This window comes from Enterobacter sp. CFEC122 (assembly GCF_052983755.1).
In genome coordinates this window covers 120722-135744 of the sequence record NZ_JBRIQR010000004.1, presented here as the reverse complement: position 1 = coordinate 135744, position 15023 = coordinate 120722, and the positions used below count along the sequence as shown (strand labels likewise).

The 15023-nt window shown below is 58.0% G+C and carries 14 protein-coding genes; 4 read left to right on the top strand and 10 right to left on the bottom strand.

Annotated features, from left to right (window positions below):
- Positions 1-44 precede the first annotated feature (44 nt).
- The 3 genes from creC to creA are packed head-to-tail and all read right to left on the bottom strand — an operon-like array spanning position 45 to position 2643.
- On the bottom strand, positions 45-1469 hold the full coding sequence (gene creC, locus ACVCAM_RS05010; RefSeq protein WP_025912141.1) for a two-component system sensor histidine kinase CreC: 1425 nt from the start codon (positions 1467-1469) through the stop codon (positions 45-47).
- Positions 1469-2158, bottom strand: coding sequence for a two-component system response regulator CreB (gene creB, locus ACVCAM_RS05005; RefSeq protein WP_021240572.1), 690 nt, complete (start codon positions 2156-2158; stop codon positions 1469-1471). The genes creC and creB overlap by 1 nt, the downstream gene beginning before the upstream one ends.
- Positions 2159-2172: 14 nt before the next feature.
- Positions 2173-2643 carry a protein CreA gene (creA, locus tag ACVCAM_RS05000; RefSeq protein WP_021240573.1) on the bottom strand — a complete coding sequence of 157 codons (471 nt, stop codon included), beginning with the start codon at positions 2641-2643 and terminating at the stop codon, positions 2173-2175.
- A 211-nt stretch (positions 2644-2854) separates the two neighbouring features.
- On the opposite strand from creA, the gene robA reads away from it, so the two are divergent.
- The gene (gene robA / locus ACVCAM_RS04995) at positions 2855-3724 is read left to right on the top strand and encodes an MDR efflux pump AcrAB transcriptional activator RobA (protein WP_447093544.1); all 870 of its coding nucleotides are present in this window, start codon (positions 2855-2857) and stop codon (positions 3722-3724) included.
- Here robA and gpmB read toward each other — a convergent pair.
- Positions 3721-4368 carry a 2,3-diphosphoglycerate-dependent phosphoglycerate mutase GpmB gene (gene gpmB / locus ACVCAM_RS04990; protein WP_008502057.1) on the bottom strand — a complete coding sequence of 216 codons (648 nt, stop codon included), beginning with the start codon at positions 4366-4368 and terminating at the stop codon, positions 3721-3723. The genes robA and gpmB overlap by 4 nt on opposite strands.
- A 50-nt stretch (positions 4369-4418) precedes the next feature.
- On the opposite strand from gpmB, the gene yjjX reads away from it, so the two are divergent.
- Complete coding sequence (yjjX, locus tag ACVCAM_RS04985) at positions 4419-4934, top strand: inosine/xanthosine triphosphatase (RefSeq protein ID WP_008502058.1); 516 nt, start codon at positions 4419-4421, stop codon at positions 4932-4934.
- On the opposite strand, the gene trpR is transcribed toward yjjX, so the two are convergent.
- Together trpR and sltY are read right to left on the bottom strand one after the other, a co-directional pair.
- Entirely contained in the window at positions 4931-5257 is a 327-nt protein-coding gene (gene trpR / locus ACVCAM_RS04980) for a trp operon repressor (protein ID WP_407223044.1), read from the bottom strand. The genes yjjX and trpR overlap by 4 nt on opposite strands.
- Before the next feature lie 55 nt (positions 5258-5312).
- Entirely contained in the window at positions 5313-7250 is a 1938-nt protein-coding gene (gene sltY, locus ACVCAM_RS04975; RefSeq protein WP_058657703.1) for a murein transglycosylase, read from the bottom strand.
- 227 nt (positions 7251-7477) lie between these two features.
- On the opposite strand from sltY, the gene ettA reads away from it, so the two are divergent.
- Positions 7478-9145, top strand: coding sequence for an energy-dependent translational throttle protein EttA (gene ettA, locus ACVCAM_RS04970; RefSeq protein ID WP_021240576.1), 1668 nt, complete (start codon positions 7478-7480; stop codon positions 9143-9145).
- Positions 9146-9237: 92 nt separating this feature from the next.
- On the opposite strand, the gene ACVCAM_RS04965 is transcribed toward ettA, so the two are convergent.
- Positions 9238-10137 carry a LysR family transcriptional regulator gene (locus ACVCAM_RS04965; RefSeq protein WP_021240577.1) on the bottom strand — a complete coding sequence of 300 codons (900 nt, stop codon included), beginning with the start codon at positions 10135-10137 and terminating at the stop codon, positions 9238-9240.
- Positions 10138-10245: 108 nt separating this feature from the next.
- Between ACVCAM_RS04965 and ACVCAM_RS04960 the strand changes: the two genes are divergently transcribed.
- The gene (locus tag ACVCAM_RS04960; protein WP_348581703.1) at positions 10246-11247 is read left to right on the top strand and encodes a zinc-binding alcohol dehydrogenase family protein; all 1002 of its coding nucleotides are present in this window, start codon (positions 10246-10248) and stop codon (positions 11245-11247) included.
- Positions 11248-11311: 64 nt separating this feature from the next.
- On the opposite strand, the gene nadR is transcribed toward ACVCAM_RS04960, so the two are convergent.
- The 3 genes from nadR to serB form a co-directional block, all read right to left on the bottom strand.
- Positions 11312-12544 (bottom strand): multifunctional transcriptional regulator/nicotinamide-nucleotide adenylyltransferase/ribosylnicotinamide kinase NadR, encoded by a 1233-nt coding sequence (nadR, locus tag ACVCAM_RS04955; protein WP_006810194.1) that lies wholly within the window; start codon positions 12542-12544, stop codon positions 11312-11314.
- 35 nt (positions 12545-12579) lie between these two features.
- Complete coding sequence (gene radA, locus ACVCAM_RS04950) at positions 12580-13965, bottom strand: DNA repair protein RadA (RefSeq protein WP_003856523.1); 1386 nt, start codon at positions 13963-13965, stop codon at positions 12580-12582.
- A 74-nt stretch (positions 13966-14039) separates the two neighbouring features.
- Complete coding sequence (serB, locus tag ACVCAM_RS04945) at positions 14040-15008, bottom strand: phosphoserine phosphatase (RefSeq protein WP_021240580.1); 969 nt, start codon at positions 15006-15008, stop codon at positions 14040-14042.
- Between the last annotated feature and the right edge of the window lie 15 nt (positions 15009-15023).

Below are 15023 nucleotides of genomic sequence, written 5' to 3'. Positions count from 1 at the left end.
GTGATGAGGAGAGCGTAACCAGGCTGTGTGGGGTCAGTTTGAAGTTATGTGAAGGGACGGTGAAGTCTCAGCGTGGCCATCACGCCACCTTCATCACGATTACGCAATGTAACCTCTCCCTGATGCAGACGCGCCACCTCCTGGACAAACGCCAACCCGAGCCCGCTGCTCTTCAACCCGTTCTCGCGCGGCAGGGAATAAAAACGCTCAAAAATTCGCTCCAGCGCATAATCCGGGATCCCGTTTCCGCTGTCGGTGACGAGAAGCTGTATCTGCCCGTGCACCTCCCGGGCCGCCAGTTCAATAGCACCGCCCTGCGGGGTAAAATCGATAGCGTTATCCAGCAAATTGCCGAGCGCCTGTTCGAGCAGATCGGGATCGCCTTCAACATGAAGCGAAGCGGGCTGGAGGGTCAGCGCAATCTCTTTTGCCGCCAACACCGCCGAGCGCGCATCGGCAAGCCGCGTAAACAGCAGATCGACGCGGACGGTCTGAGGCGTAATCTCGACCCGATTTTCAAGCCGCGCCTGAGTGAGCAGCTTTTCAACCAGCGACTGCATGCGCGCATTTTGCACCAGAATATTATCGATAAACCGCGCGGCAACCTGCGGCGGTGGCTGCTCGGAGAGAATTTCTGCCGCGCCGCGTATAGCGGCGATGGGGCTTTTCAGCTCATGGGTCAGCGCATGGACATAGCGTTCAATGTAGTTTTTCCCTTCAAGGCGAATGCGCATATTCTCCAGCGCCTGGGCCAGCTTGTGCAGTTCGCTGCTGCCAGGATTAGGCAGCGGGAGAGGTGTATCCGTGGTCACCGAGTCGGCATAGCGCGATAACGTACCGATAGATCGATTGATCCACCATGCCACAACGAGGCCAATCAGCAGGGCAATGCCGAGCAGCGCCCCGCCTGCCCACAGTATCCGTCGCTCGCTGCGGTGAATCACCGGCGCCATCGCGCTGTTCGGTTTCCCCACGGACAGCACGCCGATAATCTTGCCCTGATCCACAACCGGCGCGGCAACATACATCACCGTGCTCTCCGGATCGTCGGGATGGCTCTGGGTACTGCGCGCGCCGTATTCGCCGCGAAGCGTCAGCCAGACATCGTTCCAGCGCGAGTAATCTTGCCCCACGGCCAGACCGGCGGAATCAAACACGACGCGGCCCTGCGCATCGGTCATGTAGACGTGATACTCGTTACGCACTTTATGGATCCCGCCGATATTGGCGCGGAAAGGGCGCTGATGAAGCTGGGAAAAGGCCTGTGCCAGCTTGCCCTGCTGCGCATGACCCGAAAGCAAATCATCACGTCCGATTTCGGCCAACAGGGTCGCGGTATCGATTAACGTGCCCTCGGTTGCCCTGCGCACGCCGGGCTTCACTTCCTGAACAAAGATCGACAGCACAAACCACGCGGCAATGGCCACGATGAGGAAATATCCCAGCAACAACCGCATCCCAATGCGCATCAGTAAAGGCCCAGACTGTAGCCCATACCGCGATGGGTGCTGATGGGGGACAGTTCCTCGTTCACCGCCCGCAGCTTGGCGCGCAGGGTTTTGATGTGGGTGTCCACGGTACGATCGAAGCTGTCGCCGTCTTCACCCCATACCTTGTCCATGAGCTGCTGACGCGAAAAGACCCGCCCGGGTGCCTGTAACAAGGTTTTGAGCAGCAAGAATTCGTAGCGGGTCAGGGGCAGTGCTTCCCCGCACCAGCTGATTCGCGCGGCAGGTTCGTTCAGTTCAAACTGCCCGATACGCAACGTTTCTGACGGTACAGCGGATTTTTGCATGCGCCTCAAAATCGTCCGCACCCGGGCGCAGACTTCACGAGGGGAGAAAGGTTTCGCAACGTAGTCATCAGCGCCCATTTCCAGGCCAAGCAGCTTATCGACTTCATCACTGCGCGCCGTCAGAAACAGCACAGGCAGCGAGGGATGCTGCGCCAGCAGCCGACGGCAAAGCTCAAACCCGCTGATGTCGGGCAGTCCGACATCCAGAATGGCGAGCGCCGGAACCTGCCGCCGCGCCTCCTCCAACACGGGTAAGCCGCGTTCAAACGCCTTTACCGCGAATCCTTCCTGCTGAAGCATGTAGATCAGCGTATCGGCGATACTGGTTTCGTCTTCAACCAGCCAGACCACAGGTTGTTGCATGATTCATCCCTGAATTACTGCCACGGCATAATCGGCACCGCGCTGATCGCGTTTTTCGGTGAACCTTCTACCACTTTATCGGAATAGGCCAGGTAAGCCAGCGTATTGCGTTTGGCATCATAGAAACGCACAACCTGCAGCTTTTTGAACACCAGAGAGGTTCGTTTCTGGAATACCACGTCGCCCTGCGCTTTGCCGTTTTTAATTTTATCGCTCAATTCAACCGGGCCCACCTGCTGACAAGAGATCGCCGCATCGGAGGTGTCTTCCGCCAGCCCCAGACCGCCCTTGATACCGCCCGTTTTCGCACGGCTGACATAGCAGGTGACGTTTTTCACGTCCGGATCGTCAAACGCCTCGACCACGATTTTGTGGTCCGGGCCAAACATTTTGAACACGGTGTCGACAGAACCTATCTGTTCCGCCTGTGCCACGCGCCCGGCCATCAACATCAGCGCGGTGAAGAGCAAAGTCTTGTATTTCATATTGTTACCATTCTTTAAAATTACACTGAGCGATTATTCAACACTTTAGACAAAAATGTAGCAAGATCACAGGATTAGAATATATTTACCCATAATGCCCTACAAAAAGCATGAAAGCGCAAAAAAAACACTGAATGCTAAAACATCAAAAAATGCTATTATCCGCTAACCTGTTATCAGGCACCTGCTGTTTTAAGGATGAGGATAGTATATGGATCAGGCTGGAATTATTCGCGACCTGCTCACCTGGCTGGAAGGTCATCTCGACCAGCCTTTGTCACTGGATAATGTGGCGGCTAAAGCAGGCTATTCCAAGTGGCATCTGCAAAGGATGTTCAAGGATGTCACCGGTCATGCTATCGGGGCCTATATTCGCGCACGTCGTTTATCGAAATCTGCTGTGGCTCTGCGCCTGACCGCGCGCCCGATTCTGGATATTGCCCTGCAATATCGTTTCGATTCGCAGCAGACCTTCACCCGCGCCTTTAAAAAACAGTTCTCGTTGACGCCAGCGTTGTATCGTCGCTCGCCTGACTGGAGCTCGTTTGGCATGCGTCCGCCGCTGCGTCTGGGCGAGTTCGCGATGCCGAAGTATGAAATTATTACCCTGCCGGAAACCCATCTGATCGGCACGACGCAGAGCTACTCCTGTTCGCTGAAGCAGATTTCCGAGTTCCGTCATCAGATGCGCGTCCAGTTCTGGCGCGACTTCCTGAGCCACGCACCGGCGATCCCGCCTATTCTGTATGGTCTCAACGAAACGCACCCAAGCCAGGAAAAGGACGACGAGCAGGAGGTGTTCTACACCACCGCGCTGACGCCAGAGATGGCCAATGGCTACATTCAGGGTTCAAAACCTGTCGTGCTGGAAGGCGGTGAATATGTGATGTTCGCCTATGAAGGGCTGGGAACGGGGGTTCAGGAGTTCATCCTGACCGTTTACGGGACCTGCATGCCGATGCTGAATCTGAATCGCCGTAAAGGTCAGGACATTGAGCGCTACTACCCGGCGCAGGATGCCAAACCGGAAGAAGGCCCCATCAATCTGCGTATGGAATTCTTGATTCCGATACGTCGTTAACGCTGCAGTTCGTCAAGCGCAGGGGCATCGAGATGCGAAATGTCCCCTGCCATCTCCACCACCCAACCTGACGCCAGCCACGCGCTCTCCTGATAATCAATTCGGGAAATAGAGCAGTTGCGCAGACGCAAACGGCGCTCAGCGTAAGCCGGTAGTCCCAGAATGGTGCTCACCAGGCATCCCAACGCAATCCCATGACTCACCAGCAGCGGACGGCTTCCTGCCGGGAGCTTCAGGCATTCCGCCAGGGCGGCATGCATGCGTACGCTGAGCTCCTGCATGGATTCGCCCTCAGGAATACGGCCATCTTCGGTACCGTTCACCAGCGTGCGACGCCAGCCCTCTTCCGTTTCCGTCAGCGTATCGATATGGCGTTTTTCCAGCACGCCCATATCCAGCTCGCGCAGGCGCGGCTCAAGCATGACGTCACAGCCACAGGCGTCTGCGATGATGCGCGCCGTCTGCTGTGTGCGACCTAAATCGCTGGTAATCACGTGGGTAATGCCCAGCGTTCTGGCGCGTTCCGCCACCTGCCACGCTTGCTGCACACCCTTCTCAGTGAGAGGACTGTCTGACTGGCCTTGAATACGTCGCTCGGCGTTCCACTGCGTTTCACCGTGGCGAACAAGGTATACCTGTAACATGCTTTTTTTCCGTTATACTGCGATGAGTTTTTTTTGAATCGAGCTTAATTATGCACCATGTTGTCTCTGCTACCACTAATCCTGCCAAAATTCAGGCAATTCTAAGGGCATTTGACGAGATCTTCGGCGCAGGATCCTGCCATATTGAGGCCATCGGCGTCGAGAGTGGCGTTCCTGAACAGCCGTTTGGCAGCGAGGAAACGCGCGCTGGCGCACGAAATCGCGTGGCAAATGCCAGAGCTGCGGCCCCGGATGCGGACTTTTGGGTGGCGATTGAAGCCGGTATCGACGAAGGCGCAACCTTTAGCTGGGTGGTGATCGAAAGCCGCGAGCAGCGCGGCGAGGCGCGTTCGGCCACCCTGCCCCTGCCGGAGATCATTCTGGAAAAAGTGCGTGCGGGTGAAGCGCTTGGGCCGGTGATGTCGCAGTACACCGGCATTGATGAGATTGGCCGTAAAGAAGGGGCGATTGGCGTCTTTACCGCAGGCGCGCTGACGCGTTCAGGCGTTTACCATCAGGCGGTGATCCTGGCGTTAAGCCCGTTCCATAACGCGATCTATCGTTAGACGTTTTTCAACAACACCGCTTCCAGCCACTGGCGCAGCTCAACGGGCGCCGACTTCAGGCTGTTCGATCCGCGGGTAATCGTCGCAATGCCCGCGCCGAGCTCATTTTTCAGCTCGCGCTGGCTCATCTCGCCGCGCAGCAGCTCTTCAATGATCCGCACGCGCGTGCCCAGCGCCTCACGCTCGTCCGGCGTGAGCATTAGCTGCATCAGGGGTAAATGCAAATCCTGCTCGTAAGACTGGCGAAGCAGCTCCACAAAACGAAGCCACTCCTGATGACGTTGTTCGGCCATTGCCGAGGAATACGGGGAATGCTGGGTCATGTTATGCTGCCTCTTGTACTCATTAGCGAGTACAGCATAACACAACCCACGCCGATCAGTAACGTCTCTGCCACTCGGCATCGCTCATCAGGGTATCTTTCTGCCCCATGAAGTAGCGATAGTAGGCGTCATAAGCCAGCACGTTCTTCACGTAGCCGCGCGTTTCCGAGAACGGGATGCTCTCGACAAACGCCACGGCGTCGATGCGTCCGGCGCTGTTGCCGAGCCAGGTGCGCACGCGACCCGGCCCCGCGTTATACGCCGCCGACGCGAAGATACGGTTATTGCCGAACTGCTGATACACATACTGCAGGTAGCTGGTACCGATGTTGATGTTGGTATCCGGATCGAGAAGCTGTGACGGGCTACTGTATCCAGGGATGTTAAACATCTTCACCGTGTGCGTCGCCGTTCCCGGCATAATCTGCATCAGGCCGCTGGCGCCCACCGGGGAACGGACTTTCGGGTTCCAGGCGCTTTCCTGACGGGCAATCGCCATCGCGTAACTTTGCGGGATATCTTTGCCGCTGGTGTAACGATCGAACAGATCCTTGTAAGCCAGCGGGAAACGCTCTTCGAGATGATCCCACAGCTTACCGGCGATCGTCGCCTGCACGCTCAGATCCCACCAGTGGTTATCAAACGCATAGCGGGCAAGCTGAGCTTTTTCATCGGTGGTGCGGCTGGTCACCAGATTCGCCCACTCGCTGCGCGCGGTGTTGTCCATATTCCAGTACATCAGCTCGCGAACGCGCGCCATTTCTGGCCCCTGGGTCAGCGCCGGATTCGCGTTAGCGGGCGCTTTATCAATGCGGAAGGTGTACTCCTCGCCCAGGCGCTGCGCGGCCGCCATCGGGTAGAACCCGCGCTGCTGCATCAGCGTATGAAGAATTTCTTTGGCCTCATCATCACGACCGCGCTCCAGCAGCAGATCGGCCTGCCAGTAGCGCCATTCATCTTTCTCCTTGGCCTCCATAGGCAACCGGGCGAGCCAGGTATTGAGCCCACGACGGTCGCCAGTACCCAGCGCCATGCGCACGCGGCGTTCCACCAGCGACGTGGAGTTCGAACGCATAATCGCATCGTCTCGCCAGCGCGCCTGCTCGTCGGTCACATCGGTGCCCATTAGTCGCCACGCCACGATATCGCGCAGCTCCTGCGTTTGCTCCTCATTAAGCTGCTGCGCCTGCACCAGCTGCGGGATCATCAGCCGCGCGTTTTCCACATCGTCACGCGCCACGCTGGCAAAAGCCACCGCCGCCATCTGGCGGGTAAAATCGGTCGCGCCCGTACTGCGGGCAAAGGTCAGGACGCTGTTGGGATCGTTTGCCAGCGAAATAACTGCCGTGGAGATAGTCTGGTAATCGGACGGCATCTGCCCCGCCAGCGCAGTCACCAGACGCGTATTACCGGCTTTCATCGCCAGGCGGATACGCTCGAGGTAGGACAGCGGATCCTGCTTGCCGGAAGCACGCCACGCGCCGAACAGGGAATCACAGGCGTTCGGCTGGTTTTTCCCGGTCAGCCAGAGCTCTTTCGCCCCGGCCCAGGCCTCTTCCTGCTGGCCGGTCGCCCATTTTGCGTAGTAGTAGTTACACTGCGCTTCGGTGGTATTCGGCTTTTCAGGGCTAAACGCCAGCAGCCCGCGCCAGTCTTCACGTCGCGCCAGTTCGTTCACAAAACGAGACTGAAGATTCCGGGCTGGCGGCAGGGTCGGGTTCGCCTGAATGAAGTTATTCACGGTAACGGTGGGCTGGTTCATGAGATCGTCCGTAATTTGACGATACTCCAGATACGGATACAGCGGATAATCCTTGAGCGTCGGCATCAGCGCCTGCACGGTATCCATCTGCTTGTTGTCCCATGCCTGTTTAATCTGGGCATACCGGTTACGTTGTTCATCCAGTGAATCGGCATGCACCGCCTGGCTTACCGCCATTACGCATACGCTGGCAGCCAGCAGACGCCAGACCACCCGTTTGGCTTTTTCCACAAGCTCTTCCTCATTGTTTTTTCGTCAATTGCAGCGTCTTGCCACGTCAAAGTCTCATTAACTTATGCTAACCAGGCATCCTGCAACGCGCCACGTCATGGACACTTTTTTACCTTTCTTGCGCGTTTTAACACTCCCGACGTTCCTGGCTGGGATTAGGGCGGGAAAAAGGCTACACTTCGAGGCTGAAATTCCTTCTCATTACGATAAAAGAGGCGAAGTCCAACGTGGCTCAATTCGTTTATACCATGCATCGTGTCGGCAAAGTTGTCCCGCCGAAACGTCATATTCTTAAAAATATCTCGCTGAGCTTCTTCCCGGGCGCAAAAATCGGTGTTCTGGGTCTCAACGGTGCCGGTAAGTCCACCCTGCTGCGCATCATGGCCGGCATTGATACAGACATCGAAGGTGAAGCCCGTCCGCAGCCTGGCATCAAGATTGGCTACCTGCCGCAGGAACCTCAGCTGAACCCGGAACACACCGTTCGCGAATCCGTTGAAGAAGCGGTGTCCGAAGTGGTTAACGCCCTGAAAGGTCTGGATGAAGTGTATGCCAAATATGCCGAACCGGATGCGGACTTCGACAAGCTGGCCGCACAGCAGGGCAAGTATGAAGAGATCATCCAGGCGCACGACGGTCACAACCTGAACGTGCAGCTGGAGCGCGCGGCGGATGCCCTGCGTCTGCCGGACTGGGATGCAAAAATCGCGAACCTCTCCGGGGGGGAACGCCGCCGCGTGGCGCTGTGCCGCCTGCTGCTGGAAAAACCAGACATGCTGCTGCTCGACGAACCGACTAACCACCTGGATGCGGAATCCGTGGCGTGGCTGGAGCGCTTCCTGCACGACTTCGAAGGCACCGTTGTGGCGATCACCCACGACCGTTACTTCCTCGACAACGTCGCCGGCTGGATCCTGGAGCTGGACCGCGGTGAAGGTATTCCGTGGGAAGGCAACTACTCCTCCTGGCTGGAGCAGAAAGATCAGCGTCTGGCTCAGGAAGCGTCTCAGGAAGCGGCGCGCCGTAAGTCTATCGAGAAAGAGCTGGAGTGGGTGCGTCAGGGCACGAAAGGCCGTCAGTCTAAGGGCAAAGCCCGTCTGGCACGCTTCGAAGAGCTGAACAACACCGAATACCAGAAACGTAACGAAACCAACGAACTGTTTATTCCACCTGGAGCACGTCTGGGGGATAAAGTGGTTGAAGTGACCAACCTGCGTAAGTCCTACGGCGACCGCGTGCTGATCGACGATCTGACCTTCTCCGTACCGAAAGGCGCTATCGTGGGCATCATCGGTCCGAACGGCGCGGGTAAATCGACCCTGTTCCGCATGATGTCCGGTCAGGAACAGCCAGACAGCGGCTCTATCACCCTGGGTGAGACCGTGAAGCTGGCCTCCGTTGACCAGTTCCGCGACGCGATGGATAACAGCAAAACCGTGTGGGAAGAAGTCTCCGGCGGTCTGGATATCATGCGTATCGGCAACACCGAGATGCCAAGCCGCGCCTACGTTGGCCGCTTTAACTTCAAAGGCACCGACCAGGGCAAACGCGTGGGCGAGCTGTCCGGCGGTGAGCGCGGACGTCTGCACCTGGCGAAGCTGCTGCAGGTAGGCGGTAACGTTCTGCTGCTCGATGAACCAACCAACGACCTGGATATCGAAACCCTGCGCGCGCTGGAAAACGCCCTGCTGGAGTTCCCGGGCTGTGCAATGGTTATCTCGCACGACCGCTGGTTCCTCGACCGTATCGCGACCCACATTCTGGACTACCAGGATGAAGGTAAAGTGGAGTTCTTCGAAGGTAACTTCACCGAATACGAAGAGTACAAGAAACGCACGCTGGGCGCCGACGCGCTGGAGCCGAAGCGTATTAAGTACAAGCGTATTTCTAAGTAAGTGCCCAAAAGCCGGGTGGCGCTCACGCTTACCCGGCCTACGGTTCTGCGCTGTTTGTAGGCCGGGTAAGGCGAAGCCGCCACCCGGCTTTTTTATTTACCCACGTAATACCGCTTCACCTCGTCAAACTGCATTGCAAAGTCGATATAGCTCATCAGCGCGGGTGAGTTGAGCTTACGGCTCGGATAGGCCAGCCACAGGTCGTTTCCTTCAACATTCCACTCCGGCAGTACCTGCACCAGCGCCCCTTTCTCGACCTTATCTTCCAGCAAAAAAGCCGGAAGGAGCGTAATCCCCGCACCGGCAATCGCACATTCGCGGGCGTATACCAGGTTGTCGGTCATGTGCGCGTTATCCGGCAGGTAGCGGTAATCCTCGCTCTCGCTTCGCAGAAGCCACTCTGACCACGCCCGATGCGTAATGCTGCGGTGCTCCACCAGCTGACGGGGATGCGTTAGCGGCCCACGGCGCGCCAGATAGTCCGGCGAGGCCAGCATGTAGCGCGGACAGTGCCCGATCATGCGGCCAATCAGGGAGGAGTCCTGCGGCTTGCCGGTACGCAGCGCCACGTCAAAGCCGGCCTCAACCAGATCCACCACGTCATCAGAGATCGACACGTCCAGCGAAACCTCAGGATAGCGAAGCTGGAACTCGGCATTCATATGCGCCAGCAGCGTCGCACCAATCCCTGCCGGGCAGGTGATGCGAAGCCGCCCGCTTGGGTTTTCGCGCAGGCGCTGAATGGCGTACTCCGCCCGCTCGCTGGCCGCCAGCATCTCCCGGCAGTGGACAAGATAGTGTTCACCCGCAAACGTCAGGTTCAGCCTGCGCGTGGTGCGGTTAAGCAGGCGAATGCCCACCTGCTGCTCCAGCTGGCTAATCCGCTGGCTCACGCTGGATTTTGGCAGCTCCGCCTTCTGGGCTGCCGCGGTAAAGCTGCCCATCTCGGCCACCAGCGCGAAAAGCGCCATATCCTGCAGCTGTTTAAACATGATTGTTCATCCTGTACGAACGCTGAGTTCTTGATTGTCCATCTTATCATGCAGCTGGCCACTTAATAGACTAGCCTCAACAAAACGCATGCCATTGAGGAGCACACCATGTCAGTTAAAGCCATTGCCGTAAACCCGGAAAATCCGTCCACCTTCATTGAAATCACCCCACCGATGCCACAGCCCGGCGAGCACGATCTGCTGGTGGAGGTGAAAGCCGTCTCCGTTAACCCGGTCGATACCAAAGTCCACGCGGGCATTGCTAAAAGCGGGCTGAAGGAGCCGCGCGTGCTGGGTTGGGATGCCAGCGGGATCGTCAAAGCCGTTGGGGCTGGCGTCACCGGATTCAAACCGGGAGATGAAGTGTGGTACGCAGGCGACATCACCCGTCCGGGCAGCAACACCACGCATCAGCTGATCGATGCGCGCATTGTCGGGCACAAACCGTCAAGCCTCGGCTGGGCGGCTGCCGCCGCGCTGCCGTTGACCGCGCTCACCGCGTGGGAAGGCCTGTTTGAACGGCTGAATATTCAGGATGCCGGTACGGACAAAACCCTGCTGATCGTCGGCGGGGCGGGCGGGGTGGGATCGCTGGCGATCCCGTTTGCGAAGCACAACAGCAAGGTAAAGGTGATCGCAACCGCGTCCCGTGAAGATTCCGCCCGGTGGTGCCACGATCGCGGTGCAGATGTGGTGGTGAACTACCGCGATCTGAAAGGCGAACTGGCGAAGCACGGGCTGACCTTTGTGGATTACATTTTCATCCTCAACGACACCGACGGGCACTGGGATGCGGTCAGCGACCTGATTGCACCGCAGGGGCATATCTGTTCTATCGTGGAGAATGAACACCCGCTGAACCAGGACAAGCTGAAGTCCAAATCCGCCGCCCTGCACTGGGAATTTATGTACACCCGCAGCATGTACCAGACCGCTGATATGGCGCGTCAGGGAGAGATCCTGGACGAAGTCGCGAAGCTGGTGGATAACGGCGTGGTCGAAAGCTCACTGAGTGAAACGCTGCACGGGCTGAGCGTGGAAAGCATTACCGAGGCGCACCGCAAGGTGCTGGACGGGCATATGCGTGGGAAAGTGGTGGTTGAGTTCTGAGTGGACTGATTCCCTCACTCCGGCCCTCTCCCAAAGGGAGAGGGTTAGCGTGAGGGGAAAGTTATTAACCCTGCTCCCCCATCATCTCCTTCACCAGTTCGACGCAGCGCAGGAAACGGGAGTCGTAGTCTGACTCTTCAACGTGCACAAACTCAACGTTGTTTTCGTTGAGCATCTCCACCAGCATGGACTGGAATTCCCGCCTGTCCACCGAGCTGCCGAGGCTGCGCATCCCGTCGGCCACCCACGGGGTGTTGTTTTCCAGCAGGATCACCAGGTCAAAGCGGTATTCGTCAATCAGCGCCTGCACGAACGGGTGCTCGCGCCCTTCGTACTTTTTGCAGAACGCCTGCGTGGTGACGAAATCGGTATCAATAAAGGCGACTTTATTGGCGTATTTCACCGCGAAATCAATGTACTGGGCATGACCAAGCGCGATTTTGTCGTAGTCGGAATACTGCAGCGCCATCTCGTCGCCGCCCAGGTGCGAGAAGACATAGTCACGGCCGTACTCCCACGCGCTGGTGGTGTTGAAGATGTTAGCAAGCTTGTTGACCAGCGTTGATTTACCGCTCGACTCGCCGCCCAGAATAGCTACCGTGCGCACGAAGAACGGCTTCACTTCGGTCGGAATGTAATCCCAGTAGCGGAACGGGTTTTCGCGGATCTGCGCTCCGCTGATGTTCATGAAGGTGCGTTTCGGATCGATCAGCACCGTCTCGATGCCCAGATGCTCGCGGAACTGCGGCGCGTCGGACTCTTCAGAGGTGTAGATCCAGTTAGGCGCAATGCCCTTCTCTTCCATAAACGCTTTGATGCCGTTGCTCCACACGTCCCAGCCGTGCGGGTACGGCTCCATACCCTCTTCGTTAAAGGCATGAATGCGAATGTTTTTCTGGTACTTGAAGGTCTGAAGCAGCCAGCGCAGACGGTCCGGCACGGTCGGCTGCTGCGACATGGCGCTGTCTTCAAACAGCTGACGATCGCGGGTTTCGTCGTACCCCATGATGATGTGCAGCTCGTCCACCTGGCTACAGGCGCGCTGGATCAGATAGATATGCCCGGTATGCAGCGGGTAAAACTTGCCGAACACCACGCCGATGTTCTTTTGCATACGCGGGAATTCCAGCCCCAGAAAGCGGTGCAGCGCTTCCAGCTTCTGCGCGCTGGGGCTTTTGATTTTGGCGTTCAGCAGTTGGCTCAGGTAGCCTTTGGTCATGCCGCTGGCGTCTGCCACCTGCTGCAGCGTGCAGCCCTTCTGGCGGATAGCGGTCTTGATGTAGTCAAATGATGACATAAATTACGGTGCCTCCTGCAAAATCGAATACGTAATTATAAGTCGTCAAAGACATTTAACGCATCTGCGAGTTTCTTCACGCCAAAAACCTGCATCCCTTCCGGGATTTTTTTCGGCACGTTGGCAGCGGGAACGATAGCCCGACGGAAACCGTGTTTTGCCGCCTCGGAGATTCGCTCCTGCCCGCTCGGCACCGGACGGATTTCCCCGGCAAGGCCCACTTCGCCAAAGACGACCAGATCCTGCGGCAGCGGTCTGTCGCGCAGGCTGGAGACCATCGCCAGCAGCAGCGCCAGGTCAGCGCTGGTCTCGGTGACTTTGACGCCGCCGACCACGTTCACGAAGACGTCCTGATCCGCCATCTGCAGCCCGCCGTGACGGTGCAGGACCGCCAGCAGGATTGCCAGGCGGTTCTGTTCCAGACCGACCGCCACGCGCCGCGGGTTGCCCATCATCGAGTGATCCACCAGTGCCTGAATTTCGACGAGCAGCGGGCGCGTCCCTTCCCACAGCACCATCACCGAGCTGCCGGAGGTGATTTCATCTCCCCGGCTCAGGAAGATGGCCGACGGGTTGCTGACTTCGCGCAGCCCCTGTTCGGTCATGGCAAACACGCCCAGTTCGTTAACCGCCCCAAAGCGGTTTTTATGGCTGCGCAGGGTACGGAAGCGAGAGTCTGCGTCGCCGTCGAGCATCACGGAGCAGTCGATACAGTGTTCGAGCACCTTCGGTCCCGCCAGCGAGCCGTCTTTGGTCACGTGACCCACCATCACAATCGCCACGCCGCGCGTTTTGGCAAAGCGCGTCAGGTAGGCCGCGGTTTCACGCACCTGCGCGACGCTGCCCGGCGAGGACTGGATGTCCGCCATGTGCATCACCTGGATGGAGTCGATCACCATCAGCTTCGGCTGCTCTTCTTCGGCGATCATGCAGATCTGCTCGATGCTGGTTTCCGACAGCATATTCAGGTTGCCGGTCGGCAGGCCCAGGCGGTGCGCGCGCATCGCCACCTGCTGGAGTGATTCTTCGCCCGTGACGTACAGGGTTTTCATCTGTTCGGCGAGCTTACAAAGCGTTTGCAGCAGCAGAGTCGATTTACCCGCGCCCGGGTTACCGCCGATCAAAATGGCGCTGCCCGGCACCACGCCGCCGCCGAGCACGCGGTCAAATTCCTTGAAGCCGGTGGAGAAGCGCGGCAGCGCCTCCAGGCTGATGTCTGAAAGTTTTTGTACCTTCGACACGCCCGCATTGCCCGCATAGCCACTCAGGCGTTCATTGCGCGCCACGCTCGGCGAAGCCGCCACACCACGCACTTCGGTGATGGTGTTCCAGGCATGGCAGGCGCTACATTGCCCCTGCCAGCGCGGATAATCCGCACCACATTCATTACAGACAAATGCGCGTTTTGGAGCTTTCGCCACGGTTTACCTCGTTATTTCTCTGCGGCCTGCGAGCCGGGTGGCGCTTACGCTTACCCGGCCTACAAAGCAGACCGTTATTTCTGATTAAGGCTGCCGGAGAGAATGCAGAACACCCCCATCAGGTCAGCGTGACGGATAGTCACTTCCGTCTTTTCATTCACTTTTGGCTTGGCATGGTAGGCAATGCCCAGGCCGGCCGCTTTGATCATCGGCAGGTCGTTCGCGCCGTCACCGATGGCGACGGTCTGGACAACCGGAATTTCATATTTTTCCGCGAGGCGCGTTAGCGTATTGGCTTTGTACTGGGCATCCACAATATCGCCGATCACCTGACCGGTCAGCTTGCCGTCCATGATCTCCAGCTCGTTGGCCACCACGGTGGTCAGATGCAGTTTTTCCCGCAGATAATCCGCGAAGAAGGTGAAGCCACCGGAGGCGATCGCCACCTTCCAGCCGAGGGACTGCAGCTTCAGCACCAGCTGCGTCAGCCCTGGCATCAGGGGCAGTTCATCGCGCACCTGACGCAGAATGTTGGCATCGGCCCCTTTCAGGGTCGCCACGCGCTGTCGCAGGCTGGCGGTGAAATCCAGCTCGCCGCGCATCGCACGCTCGGTGACTTCAGCCACCAGCTCGCCGCTGCCCGCCAGCTTCGCAATTTCGTCGATACACTCGATCTGAATGGCGGTAGAGTCCATGTCCATGACCAGCAGGCCAGGCGTTTTCAGGTGCGGAATTTTGCCCAGCGGTGCGACATCCAGCCCGGCGTCATGCGCCAGGCGCGTGGCGCGCTGGGTCAGAGATCCCGCCAGGCGAATGACCTGGTAGTCTTCCACGCACCAGGCGGCGACGATGACCATCGCGGCCCCCAGTTTGGTTTGATACTGGGTCAGGCGTTGCTTATCCAGACCGCGTCCATACAGCAGCCAGCCGCTACGACCGGCGTGGTAATCCAGAGGCATCACCTCATCGCCACTTAAAGAGAGCGGCAATCCTGGCCATAAAGAGACATCCGTTGGCAGGTCACACCAGGTAATGTTCGGCATTAAAGCTCCTGTAAT

What these genes read in the sequence shown, in the direction of transcription:
- creC (WP_025912141.1), bottom strand. Translation starts at nt 1,469, where the DNA reads ATGCGCATTGGGATGCGGTTGTTGCTGGGATATTTCCTCATCGTGGCC.
- creB (WP_021240572.1), bottom strand. Translation starts at nt 2,158, where the DNA reads ATGCAACAACCTGTGGTCTGGCTGGTTGAAGACGAAACCAGTATCGCC.
- creA (WP_021240573.1), bottom strand. Translation starts at nt 2,643, where the DNA reads ATGAAATACAAGACTTTGCTCTTCACCGCGCTGATGTTGATGGCCGGG.
- robA (WP_447093544.1), top strand. Translation starts at nt 2,855, where the DNA reads ATGGATCAGGCTGGAATTATTCGCGACCTGCTCACCTGGCTGGAAGGT.
- gpmB (WP_008502057.1), bottom strand. Translation starts at nt 4,368, where the DNA reads ATGTTACAGGTATACCTTGTTCGCCACGGTGAAACGCAGTGGAACGCC.
- yjjX (WP_008502058.1), top strand. Translation starts at nt 4,419, where the DNA reads ATGCACCATGTTGTCTCTGCTACCACTAATCCTGCCAAAATTCAGGCA.
- trpR (WP_407223044.1), bottom strand. Translation starts at nt 5,257, where the DNA reads ATGACCCAGCATTCCCCGTATTCCTCGGCAATGGCCGAACAACGTCAT.
- ACVCAM_RS04965 (WP_021240577.1), bottom strand. Translation starts at nt 10,137, where the DNA reads ATGTTTAAACAGCTGCAGGATATGGCGCTTTTCGCGCTGGTGGCCGAG.
- ACVCAM_RS04960 (WP_348581703.1), top strand. Translation starts at nt 10,246, where the DNA reads ATGTCAGTTAAAGCCATTGCCGTAAACCCGGAAAATCCGTCCACCTTC.
- nadR (WP_006810194.1), bottom strand. Translation starts at nt 12,544, where the DNA reads ATGTCATCATTTGACTACATCAAGACCGCTATCCGCCAGAAGGGCTGC.
- serB (WP_021240580.1), bottom strand. Translation starts at nt 15,008, where the DNA reads ATGCCGAACATTACCTGGTGTGACCTGCCAACGGATGTCTCTTTATGG.